The 11,351-nt window shown below is 63.9% G+C and carries 11 protein-coding genes; 9 read left to right on the plus strand and 2 right to left on the minus strand.

All coding sequences use genetic code 11. The annotated features are described in order from the left end of the window. Positions 1-24: 24 nt before the first annotated feature. From ACIPIJ_RS24565 to ACIPIJ_RS24575, 3 genes are all read left to right on the plus strand, one after another. Entirely contained in the window at positions 25-1,314 is a 1,290-nt protein-coding gene (locus tag ACIPIJ_RS24565) for a M18 family aminopeptidase (RefSeq protein ID WP_401081704.1), read from the plus strand. A gap of 133 nt (positions 1,315-1,447) precedes the next feature. Then, on the plus strand, positions 1,448-1,615 hold the full coding sequence (locus ACIPIJ_RS24570) for a hypothetical protein (protein ID WP_011532728.1): 168 nt from the start codon (positions 1,448-1,450) through the stop codon (positions 1,613-1,615). A 44-nt stretch (positions 1,616-1,659) separates the two neighbouring features. Beyond that, positions 1,660-3,813: a mechanosensitive ion channel family protein gene (locus ACIPIJ_RS24575; protein WP_401081708.1), complete on the plus strand. Its 2,154-nt coding sequence runs from the start codon at positions 1,660-1,662 to the stop codon at positions 3,811-3,813. A 43-nt stretch (positions 3,814-3,856) separates the two neighbouring features. Here ACIPIJ_RS24575 and ACIPIJ_RS24580 read toward each other — a convergent pair whose 3' ends face one another. Continuing rightward, on the minus strand, positions 3,857-4,570 hold the full coding sequence (locus ACIPIJ_RS24580; RefSeq protein ID WP_401081711.1) for a UTRA domain-containing protein: 714 nt from the start codon (positions 4,568-4,570) through the stop codon (positions 3,857-3,859). A gap of 340 nt (positions 4,571-4,910) precedes the next feature. Between ACIPIJ_RS24580 and ACIPIJ_RS24585 the strand changes: the two genes are divergently transcribed. The 6 genes from ACIPIJ_RS24585 (at position 4,911) to ACIPIJ_RS24610 (ending at position 10,218) form a co-directional block, all read left to right on the plus strand. Continuing rightward, positions 4,911-5,975, plus strand: a complete 1,065-nt coding sequence (locus ACIPIJ_RS24585; RefSeq protein ID WP_401081714.1) for an ABC transporter substrate-binding protein — start codon at positions 4,911-4,913, stop codon at positions 5,973-5,975. Between the two features lie 146 nt (positions 5,976-6,121). Beyond that, positions 6,122-6,928: an alkaline phosphatase family protein gene (locus tag ACIPIJ_RS24590; protein ID WP_401081716.1), complete on the plus strand. Its 807-nt coding sequence runs from the start codon at positions 6,122-6,124 to the stop codon at positions 6,926-6,928. Continuing rightward, positions 6,925-7,776 (plus strand): ABC transporter permease, encoded by an 852-nt coding sequence (locus ACIPIJ_RS24595; RefSeq protein WP_401081719.1) that lies wholly within the window; start codon positions 6,925-6,927, stop codon positions 7,774-7,776. Before ACIPIJ_RS24590 ends, ACIPIJ_RS24595 begins: the two co-directional genes overlap by 4 nt. Continuing rightward, the gene (locus ACIPIJ_RS24600; RefSeq protein ID WP_401081722.1) at positions 7,766-8,560 is read left to right on the plus strand and encodes an ABC transporter permease; all 795 of its coding nucleotides are present in this window, start codon (positions 7,766-7,768) and stop codon (positions 8,558-8,560) included. The genes ACIPIJ_RS24595 and ACIPIJ_RS24600 overlap by 11 nt, the downstream gene beginning before the upstream one ends. A gap of 1 nt (position 8,561) precedes the next feature. Further along, positions 8,562-9,551, plus strand: a complete 990-nt coding sequence (locus ACIPIJ_RS24605) for an ABC transporter ATP-binding protein (protein WP_401081725.1) — start codon at positions 8,562-8,564, stop codon at positions 9,549-9,551. A 13-nt stretch (positions 9,552-9,564) separates the two neighbouring features. Further along, a complete protein-coding gene (locus tag ACIPIJ_RS24610) occupies positions 9,565-10,218 on the plus strand; it encodes an HAD family hydrolase (RefSeq protein WP_401081728.1) in 654 nt (217 codons plus the stop codon). A 33-nt stretch (positions 10,219-10,251) separates the two neighbouring features. On the opposite strand, the gene ACIPIJ_RS24615 is transcribed toward ACIPIJ_RS24610, so the two are convergent. Then, positions 10,252-11,214 (minus strand): NAD(P)H-quinone oxidoreductase, encoded by a 963-nt coding sequence (locus tag ACIPIJ_RS24615; RefSeq protein WP_401081731.1) that lies wholly within the window; start codon positions 11,212-11,214, stop codon positions 10,252-10,254. Positions 11,215-11,351: the final 137 nt, after the last annotated feature.

Below are 11,351 nucleotides of genomic sequence, written 5' to 3' on the forward strand. Positions count from 1 at the left end.
CGCCACTGCTGTCTGGAGTGAGTTATGCGCGAAGCACTGAATACCGGCCTGATCGATTTCCTCAAGGCCTCCCCCACGCCCTTCCACGCCACCGCCAGCCTGGCCCAGCGCCTCGAAGCTGCCGGTTACCAGCGCCTGGACGAGCGTGACAGCTGGGCCACGGTGCCTGGCGGTCGCTACTACGTCACCCGCAACGATTCTTCGATCATCGCCATCAAGTTGGGCAAGCAAGCGCCGCTGCAAAGCGGCATTCGCATGGTCGGCGCGCACACCGACAGCCCCTGCCTGCGGGTCAAGCCACAGCCTGAGTTGCAGCGCCAGGGCTTCTTGCAACTGGGCGTGGAAGTGTACGGCGGCGCCCTGCTGGCGCCGTGGTTCGACCGCGACCTGTCGCTGGCCGGCCGGGTCACCTTCCGCCGCGATGGCAAGGTCGAGAGCCAGCTGATCGACTTCAAGCTGCCGATCGCGATCATCCCCAACCTGGCGATCCACCTCAACCGCACCGCCAACGAAGGCTGGATGATCAACCCGCAGACCGAACTGCCGCCGATCCTGGCCCAGGTCGCGGGCGACGAGCGCATCGACTTCCGCGCCCTGCTCACCGAGCAGCTGGCCCGCGAACACCAGCTCAACGCCGATGTGGTGCTGGACTACGAACTGAGCTTCTACGACACCCAGGACGCCGCGCAGATTGGCCTGCATGGCGACTTCATCGCCGGCGCCCGCCTGGACAACCTGCTGTCGTGCTATGCCGGCCTGCAGGCGCTGTTGGCCGCCGACAGTGACGAAACCTGCGTGCTGGTGTGCAACGACCACGAAGAAGTCGGCAGCAGCTCGGCCTGCGGTGCCGACGGCCCGATGCTCGAACAGACCCTGCAGCGCCTGCTGCCGGACGGCGACGCCTACGTGCGCACCATCCAGCGCTCGCTGATGGTGTCGGCCGATAACGCCCACGGCGTGCACCCCAACTATGCCGACCGCCACGACGGCAACCACGGGCCCAAGCTCAACGCCGGGCCAGTGATCAAGGTCAACAACAACCAGCGCTACGCCACCAACAGCGAAACCGCCGGGTTCTTCCGCCACCTGTGCATGGCCGAAGAGGTGCCGGTGCAGAGCTTCGTGGTGCGTAGCGACATGGGTTGCGGCTCGACCATCGGCCCGATCACCGCCAGCCACCTCGGTGTGCGCACGGTCGACATCGGCTTGCCCACCTTTGCCATGCATTCCATTCGCGAGCTGTGTGGCAGCCATGACTTGGCGCATCTGGTGAAGGTGCTCACTGCGTTCTATCGCTGCCGCGAATTGCCTTGAGCCTGTTCTGGCCTATCGCCGTCAAGCCGGCGATAGGGCCGGTACCGACAACACAGCTGCCCAGGATCAATCCCGCTTCGCTTGCCACCGGCTATGCTTACTGCATGGCCCCAACGCAAAAGGATTGCAGTCCATGTCCCCCTTCCTGTCCCTGTTCGTGCCGGTGTTCCTGTTCCTGATGCTGCTGACCATCGGCTTCAGCCTGCGCGAGCGCAACATCGGCGTGCTGATGATGTGGATCGGCACCCTGGGTATCTTCGGCCTCACGTGCTGGAAGATCCTGGAGAAACTGCCCACATAAACCTCTACACTCGGGCAATCGTTTGACCTGAGGTAGATTTCCCGGTGCCAACCCTTCTGCGTTGCCTTGCCCTGCTGTTGTTTCTGTTCATCGCCCCGGTTCAGGCGGCGGGCCTGCCGAGCCTGTTGGGCTCCAGTGCACCCGCCCAGCCCGAAGCGACCGAGCCGCTGGGCAAGTCGCTGGACGAGGTGATCAAGAACCTGGAAAACGACCAGCAACGGACCAAGCTGCTGGCCGACCTGAAGAAACTGCGCGACGCCACAAAGCAATCGCAACCCACTGTCGAGCAAGGCGTGCTGGGCCTGATTGGCGGCGCGCTGCATGACTTCGAGAAGCAGTTCAGCGGCGACGCCAGCCCCTTCCACCGCTGGGCACTGGAGATCGACCAGGCCCAGTCCGAGCTCGCCGAACTGGTGGTACCGGTGCACCAATGGCCGGCAATCCTGTTCGGTTTCGCTGCGATCATCGCCGTCTGGAGCCTGCTGGCCTATGCCTTCAATTGGATCGGCCACCGTGTGCGCCTGCGCTTCGGCCTGACCGAGGAACTGCCCCAGCACCCGCGCACCTGGGACCTGGTGCGCTTTGCCCTGCGCAAGCTCGGGCCGTGGCTGGTAGCACTGGTGTTCACGGTGTACCTGAGCTTCGCCCTGCCCTCCTCGCTCGGCAAATCGATGGCCATGGTGCTGGCTTATGCGCTGGTGGTGGGTACCTGCTTCTCGGCCATCTGCGTGATCGCCTTCTCGCTGCTCGACGGCCCGCACCGCCACCGCGCTCTGCACATCTTGCGCCACCAGGCGTTTCGGCCACTGTGGCTGATCGGCAGCTTCGCCGCCTTTGGCGAGGCGATGAGCGACCCGCGCCTGATGGTCGCCCTGGGTACGCACCTGGCGCACGCCCTGGCCACCCTGGCCAATGTCATCGCTGCGCTGTGCACCGGGTTGTTCGTGCTGCGCTTTCGTCGCCCGATCGCCCACCTGATCCGCAACCAGCCGCTGTCCCGGCGCCTGACCCGGCGCACGCTCAGCGACACCATCGAAATTCTCGGCAGTTTCTGGTTCATCCCGGCGATGATTCTCGTAGCCATCTCGCTGTTCGCCACCTTCGTCTCGGCCGGCGACACCAGCACTGCCCTGCGCCAGTCGCTGATGTGCACGGTGCTGGTGGTGGTGTGCATGGTGCTCAACGGCCTGGTGCGCCGCCACGCGGCCAACCCCAAGCGCGCCAACAAGCGCCAGGCGGTGTACACCGAGCGCCTGCGTAACTTCGGGTATGTGCTGGTGCACCTGTTCATCTGGCTGGTGTTCATCGAACTGGGCCTGCGCGTGTGGGGCCAGTCGATGATCAGCTTCGCCGAGGGTGACGGCCATGAAGTGAGCCTGCGCCTGCTGGGCCTGGCCGGCACGCTGATCGTCGCCTGGCTGGTGTGGATCCTCGCCGACACCGCCGTGCACCATGCGCTGGTGCGTTCGCGACGGGGCCTGGCCAACGCCCGCGCGCAAACCATGATGCCGCTGATCCGCAACGTGATGTTCGTGGTCATCTTCATCATCGCGGTGATCGTCGCCCTGGCCAACATGGGCATGAACGTCACGCCCCTGCTGGCCGGTGCCGGTGTGATCGGCCTGGCCATCGGTTTTGGCGCACAGTCGCTGGTGGCCGACCTGATCACTGGCCTGTTCATCATCATCGAGGACTCGCTGGCCATCGACGACTACGTCGACGTCGGCGGCCACCTGGGGACGGTCGAGGGCCTGACCATTCGTACCGTGCGCCTGCGCGATATCGACGGCATCGTGCACACCATCCCGTTCAGCGAAATCAAGAGCATCAAGAACTACTCGCGCGAATTCGGCTACGCGATCTTCCGTGTGGCCATCCCGCACAGCATGAACATCGACCAGGCCATCACGCTGATCCGCGAGGTGGGACAGAAGCTGCGCAACGACCCGCTGATGCGCCGCAATATCTGGTCGCCGCTGGAGTTGCAGGGGGTCGAGAGTTTCGAGTCGGGCTCGGCGATCTTGCGCGCGCGCTTCAAGACGGCGCCAATCAAGCAGTGGGAAGTGTCTCGAGCGTTCAACCTGGCGTTGAAACGGCAGCTGGATGAGGCCGGGCTGGACCTGGCGACGCCGCGGCTGTCGGTGCAGGTAGTGACTGCCGGCGGCGGCGGGATGGCCGAGGCTGGTTCGTCCAGTTAAGGCCTCATCGCCGGCTTGCCGGCGATTGGGCTGCAAAGCAGCCCTACCCGGCCTGGGCGCGGATGCGGATCGCATCATGCCGCCAGTATTCAAGGTCACAATCGATCAGGTACCCATGCTGGTCACTGTTGACCCGGGTGATATGCAGCCCCGGGCTCCCGGTAGACACCTTCAATGCCGCTGCCGCGTCCACGGGCAAGGCCGTCGGAAGGATCTCGAAGCACACCTGGCCATAGCGGATGCCATACACCCGCCCATAAATCTCGGTCAGCGACTGCGCCAGGTCCTGCTCGAGAATCTTGGGGAAGTACCTGGGGTTGAGGTAGTGCTCGGCATACAGCACCGCCCGCCCATCGATGCGCCGCAACCGGCAGATGCGCACCACGCTGGACAACGCAGGCAGGCGCAAGCGTGCGCAGATCGCCGCCGACGCCGGCTGCAGCCGCGCCGAAAGCAACTCGGTGGTCGCCACCCGCCCCTGCGCCCGCACCATCGCATGAAAGTGGCTACGCTCGATCAGGTCATAGGTCAGCCGTTGGGGCGCGACGAACCAGCCGCGACGCTCTTCGCGGTAGATCAGCCCCTGGGCCTCCAGCTGCGCCAGCGCCTCGCGCAGGGTGATGCGCGTGGTGTCGAACACCTCGCTGAGCTTGCGCTCGGCCGGCAGCTTGCCGCCCGGCGCCAGCAGGCCGTGCTCGATCTGCTCCTGCAGGGCATGGCAGATGGCTGTTACCGCACGCGGTGGCGTCGACTGCATCAACGGTTACCTTTCTGGACTAGTCCAGCCCCAGAACAGGGCACTTGGAGAATAGTGCAAGCCTAGGCAGGGCTGATGAACATCCTGTGACAAAGGCGCTGCGCATCCATGCCCAAAGCACTGCCAGATTTGCGCCAACCTCGATGAATCGGGCCTTTCGATCTGGGCTACGCTGTATTTTCAGGCCCCTTCAGCACCCGGTTCAGGCCTTCACCTACATCAAACTGTCACGCAATCGGCCTACCTTGGCGCAAGGTTTGCTGACCTAGACCAAAGGTTATCCAGCAACGGTTTCACTCATAACAACGATCGCGCAAGGCACCCACCCAAGGAGCTTCGGATGAAAAAGTTGTTCATGGCGTCACTGCTCGGCTCGGCCATCACCCTGTGTACCTCGGCCATGGCTGCCGGCACCGACCTCAAGGCCCTGGAAGACGCCGCCCGCAAGGAAGGCACCGTCAACAGCGTGGGCATGCCCGATGCCTGGGCCAACTGGAAAGGCACCTGGGATGACCTGGCCAGCAAGTTTGGCCTCAAGCACAGCGACACCGACATGAGTTCGGCGCAGGAAATCGCCAAGTTCGACGCCGAGAAGGACAACGCCAGCGCCGACATCGGTGACGTCGGCGCAGCCTTCGGCCCGATTGCCGTAGCCAAGGGTGTGAGCCAGCCATACAAGCCAAGCACCTGGGATCAGGTGCCTGAGTGGGCCAAGGACAAGGACGGGCACTGGGCGCTGGCCTACACCGGCACCATCGCCTTTATCATCAACAAGGACCTGGTGAAAGAAGAAGAGCGCCCTAAAACCTGGCACGACCTGGAAAAAGGCAAGTACAAGGTCGCCATCGGCGACGTCGGCACCGCCGCCCAGGCTGCCAACGGCGTACTGGCCGCGGCCATCGCCTACAAGGGTGACGAGAGCAACCTTGCGCCAGGCCTGCAACTGTTCACCAAACTGGCCCAGCAAAAGCGCCTGTCGCTGGCCAACCCGACCATCCAGACCTTGGAAAAGGGTGAAGTGGAAGTCGGCGTGGTGTGGGACTTCAACGGCCTGAGCTACCGTGATCAGATCGACCCCAAGCGCTTCGAAGTGCTGATCCCGTCGGACGGTTCGATCACTTCGGGCTATACCACCATCATCAACAAGTACGCCAAACACCCGAATGCGGCCAAGCTGGCGCGCGAGTACATTTTCAGCGACGCCGGGCAGATCAACCTGGCCAAAGGGCATGCTCGACCGATCCGTGCCGAGCACCTGAAACTGCCAGAGGATGTGCAGGCCAAGCTGCTGCCTAACGAGCAGTACAAGGCCGCGCAGCCGATCAAGAATGCCGAGGCCTGGGAAGCGACCTCGAAGAAGCTGCCGCAAATGTGGCAGGAGCAAGTGATCATCGAGATGGAGTAATTGCGAGGGCTGCGCCCTCGTTCGCAGGACAAGCCCGCTCCCACAGAGATTTACGCAGTCTTGAAGACCTGCGTTGTATCTGCGGGAGCGGGCTTGCCCCGCGAAAGGCCGCACAGCGGCCGTTCTTGAAACCTGCGGAGCTTCCAATGAACCACAACGTGATCCTGGTCCTGCTCGACGGCCTCAACCACCAGGTCGCCCACCATGCCATGGGCCACCTGCACGCCTATGTCGAGGCCGACCGCGCCGCGCTGTACCGCGTGGAATGCGAGCTGCCGTCGCTGTCGCGGCCGCTGTACGAGTGCATCCTCACCGGCGTGCCGCCGATCGACAGCGGCATCGTGCACAACAATGTCAACCGCCTGTCCAACCAGCGCAGCGTGTTCCACTACGCCCGCGAGGCCAACCTGGGCACTGCCGCGGCGGCTTATCACTGGATGAGCGAACTGTACAACCGCTCGCCCTTCGACCCGCAGCGCGACCGCCATACCCACGCACCCAAGCTGCCGATCCAGCACGGGCTGTTCTACTGGGATGACCGCTACCCCGATTCGCACCTGCTGGCCGACGCCGAATACCTGCGCCGCCGCCACGCACCGAACTTCCTGCTGGTGCACCCGATGAGCATCGACGACACCGGCCACCGTCATGGCCTGGACAGCAGCCAGTACCGCAATGCCGCGCGCAGCGCCGACATCCTGCTGGCCGACTACCTGCCGCGCTGGCTCGAAGAGGGCTACCAGGTATTGGTCACCGCCGACCACGGCATGAACAACGACCGCTCGCACAACGGCCTACTGGCCGAAGAGCGCGAGGTGCCGCTGTTCGTGTTCGGCGACGCCTTCAGCCTCGACCCAGCCGCCAAGCCGCTGCAGACTGAGCTGTGCGGGACCATCTGCGAGCTGCTCGGGGTGCCCCACGACAAGACCGTCTGCCGGGAGCTGCTCAAGTGACTCCCCCTAACCGCAGCGGCTCGCGTGGCCGCTACCTGGCCCTGCTCTGCCTGCTGCCGTTCGCCGTGTTCTTCATCATCTTCCAGATCGCCCCGCTGGCCTGGGTGGCGATCAACAGCGTGCAGTCGGAGGCGGGCTGGGGTGTCGAAAACTTCAGCAAGGTGTTCGCCTCGAAGTTCTACCTGCAGGCGCTGCAGCGCAGCCTGGAGATCAGCTTCTGGTCGAGCCTGTTCGGCATCGTCATCGCCACCCTCGGCGCCTACTCATTGCGCCAGGTGGATTCGCGCCTGCGCGACTTCGTAAGTGCCTTCGCCAACATGACCAGCAATTTCGCCGGGGTGCCGCTGGCGTTTGCCTTCATCATCCTGCTCGGTTTCAACGGCGCGCTGACCTTGCTGCTCAAACAGATCGGCCTGCTGGAAGACTTCAGCATCTACTCGAAAAGCGGCCTGATCCTGGTGTACACCTACTTCCAGATCCCGCTGGGCGTGCTGCTGCTCTACCCCGCTTTCGACGCCCTGCGTGAAGACTGGCGCGAGTCGGCTGCGCTGCTCGGTGCCAGCCACTGGCAGTTCTGGCGGCACATCGGCCTGCCGGTGCTGACCCCGGCGCTGCTTGGCACTTTCGTCATCCTGCTGGCCAACGCCCTGGGCGCCTATGCCACGGTGTATGCGCTGACCACCGGTAATTTCAACGTGCTGCCGATCCGCATTGCCGGCCTGGTGGCGGGCGACATCAGCCTCGACCCCAACCTGGCCAGTGCCCTGGCGATGGTGCTGGTGGGGCTGATGACGCTGGTCACGGTGGTTCACCAATGGCTGCTGAAGAGGAGCTACCATGCGCGCTGATGCCAACACCGGCAGCGTGTACCACCGCGTGGTGGTGTACCTGCTGTTCCTGATCTTGCTGCTGCCGCTGGCCGGCACCCTGCTTTACTCGCTGGCCACCAGCTGGTCGGCCAGCCTGCTGCCCAGTGGCCTGACCCTGAAGTGGTACGTGGCACTGTGGAGCGAGCCGCGTTTTCTGGCTGCCTTCGGCCAGTCGCTGTTGGTGTGCGTGGGCGCGCTGCTGCTGTCAGTGGTACTGATCCTGCCACTGCTGTTCGTGGTGCACTACCACTTCCCTAAGCTCGACGCACTGATGAACATCCTCATCCTGCTGCCGTTCGCGGTGCCGCCGGTGGTGTCGTCGGTGGGCCTGCTGCAACTGTACGGCAGCGGGCCGATGGCAATGGTCGGCACGCCGTGGATCCTGATCGGCTGCTACTTCACCATTGCCTTGCCGTTCATGTACCGGGCGATCACCAACAACCTGCAAGCGATCAACCTGCGCGACCTGATGGACGCCGCCCAGCTGCTGGGTGCCAGCACCTGGCAGGCGGCATTTCTGGTAGTGCTGCCCAACCTGCGCAAAGGGCTGATGGTTGCGCTGCTGCTGTCGTTCTCGTTCCTGTTCGGCGAGTTCGTGTTCGCCAACCTGCTGGTCGGCACCCGCTACGAGACGTTGCAGGTGTACCTGAACAACATGCGCAACAGCAGCGGCCACTTCAACAGCGCGCTGGTGATCTCGTACTTCGCCTTCGTGCTGGTGCTGACCTGGGTCGCCAACCGTTTGAACAAGGACAAAACCTGACATGAGCTTCGTCAGCGTACAGCAACTGCACAAACGCTATGCCGGTACCCCGGTGTTCGAGAACATCGACTGCCAGATCGAACGCGGCGAGTTCGTTACCCTGCTGGGCCCATCCGGCTGCGGCAAGTCCACCCTGCTGCGCTGCATCGCCGGGCTGACCCCAGTGGACGGTGGGCAGATCCTCCTCGACGGCCAGGATATCGTGCCGCTTAGTCCGCAAAAGCGCGGCATCGGCATGGTATTCCAGAGCTATGCACTGTTCCCCAACATGACCGCGGAGCAGAACGTCGCTTTCGGCTTGCGCATGCAAAAGGTGAAAGCCGACGAAAGCCAGGCACGGGTGCGCGAAGCCCTGGAACTGGTCGAGCTGGGCAGCTTTGCCGCGCGCTACCCGCACCAGCTCTCCGGTGGCCAATGCCAGCGCGTGGCCCTGGCCCGCTCACTGGTTACCCGGCCGCGCCTGCTGCTGCTCGACGAGCCGCTGTCGGCGCTGGATGCACGCATCCGCAAGCACCTGCGCGAGCAGATTCGCGCCATCCAGCGGGAACTGGGGCTGACCACCATCTTCGTCACCCATGACCAGGAAGAAGCGCTGACAATGTCGGACCGCATCTTCCTGATGAACCAGGGGCGCATCGTCCAGAGCGGCGACGCCGAAACCCTCTACACAGCGCCCGTGGACCTGTTTGCCGCCGGTTTCATCGGCAACTACAACCTGCTCGACCCGGACAGCGCCAGCCGCTTGCTGCAACGCCCGGTGGCCAGCCGCCTGGCAATCCGCCCAGAGTCGATCACCCTGGGCCGCAATGGCGAGCTGGACGGCGAGGTACGCAGCCACAGCCTGCTCGGCAACGTGATCCGCTACCGGGTGCGGGTGCGCGACGTGGAGCTGGTGGTCGACGTGCTCAACCGCTCATCGGCCGACCTGCACGCGGACGGCCAGCGGGTATCCTTGTCGATCGACCCCACGGCGCTACGGGAAGTGGCCTAAGGAGATTCAACACATGGCACTGGCAATTTTCGACCTCGATGAAACCTTGATCCACGGCGACTGTGCGTCGCTGTGGAGCGAGCAGATGGCACGGCTGGGCTGGGTCGATGGCAAGGCCTTTTTACGCCGCGACCATGAATTGATGGAGGCCTATGGCAAAGGCCACCTGCAAATGGAGGACTATATGGCCTTCAGCCTGGAGCCGATTGCCGGGCGCACGCTGGAAGAGGTCGAGCACCTGGTCGAGCCCTGGGTCGAAGAGGTGATCGAACCGATCATCTTTGGCGACGCCTGCCGCTGTATCGCCGAGCACCGCAAGCGAGGCGACCGCATCCTGATCATCTCGGCGAGCGGCACACACCTGGTGGGGCCGATTGCAGCGCGGCTGGGTGTGGACGAATACCTGGCGATCGAACTGGAGGCGGTGAACGGGGTGTATACCGGCAAGACCCATGGCGTGCTGACCTACCGCGAGGGCAAGATCACCCGGCTGCTGGAATGGCTGGATCAGGAGCAGGAGAACCTGGAGGGGGCGAGCTTTTATTCGGATTCGCGCAACGACTTGCCGCTGTTGCTGAAAGTGGACCATCCGCATGTGGTGAACCCGGATGCAGTGTTGCGTGAGCACGCACAGATCAATGGGTGGCCGATTCATAGCTGGACTTGAGGACAAGGGGGGCGCTTTGCGCCCCCAGCAATGTCAGATCAAACTCGGATCTATCACCATCACCAGCTTGCCCGACACCTGGTTGCTGTCCAGCGCTGCATACGCCGCTTGAGCGAACGCCACCGGGTAGGTATCCACCAGTTGCGGCGACAAACGCTTCTCGGCGAACAGCGGCCATACCTGCTGCTGCAACTCACGCAACAACTCGGCCTTGAACCCATCATCACGGTTGCGCAGCGTGGAGCCGGTAATCTCCAGGCGCTTGCCCAGTACCTGCGCCAGGTCCAGTTCGAACTTGCGCCCGCCCATCAGGCCAATGATCACCCAACGCCCGTCGCGCGCCAGCAGCTTGAGGTTGAGTTCCCCGTAACTGGCGCCGACCGGGTCGAGGATCACGTCGAACGGCCCGAAGCCTTCCAGAGCGTCGAGGTTCTCGTTACGCACCACGCCACCCGCAGCGCCCAGCGCTTCGCAGTAGGCCAGGCGGTCCTTGGAGCCGACGCTGACATACACCGGGTTGCCAAACGCTTTGCACAGCTGGATCGCCGCCGAACCGACGCCACTGGCGCCCGCGTGCACCAGCACCTTTTCGCCCGCCTTCACCGCGCCCAACTGGAAAATGTTCAACCATGCCGTGGCATAGACCTCGGGCAGCGCCGCCGCCTCGTGCAGGCTCAGGCCTTCGGGCACCGGCAGCACATGGCGGGCATCCACCACCACTTCTTCGGCCATCGCCCCGCTGGCCAGCAGTGCGCAAACCCGGTCGCCCACACGCCAGTCGGCGCCCGGCCCCACCTCCTCGATGATGCCGGCGCATTCCAGGCCCATGTACGGGCTGGCGCCTGGCGGTGGCGGGTACAAGCCCTTCATCTGCAACAGGTCGGCGCGGTTCAGCCCCGCAGCAGCCACTCGAATGCGCACCTGGCCGGCGTCAAGGGCCGGGCGCACGGCCTCGACCCACTCCACATGTCCGTCTTCGCCTTGCAATGCCTTCACAGTGCCTCCATAGTTGAATCATGACTGGGCCTGGGGACGCTTACCCCAGGCTTTTTGCAGTATTTGTCCGGCTCCATGGAACCGGCAACGGAAAAGACGGCCTACTATGCGTGATCAATTGCCTCCACGTCGAATCA

It is taken from the genome of Pseudomonas sp. NPDC087185, assembly GCF_044744955.1.
Classification (GTDB): domain Bacteria; phylum Pseudomonadota; class Gammaproteobacteria; order Pseudomonadales; family Pseudomonadaceae; genus Aquipseudomonas.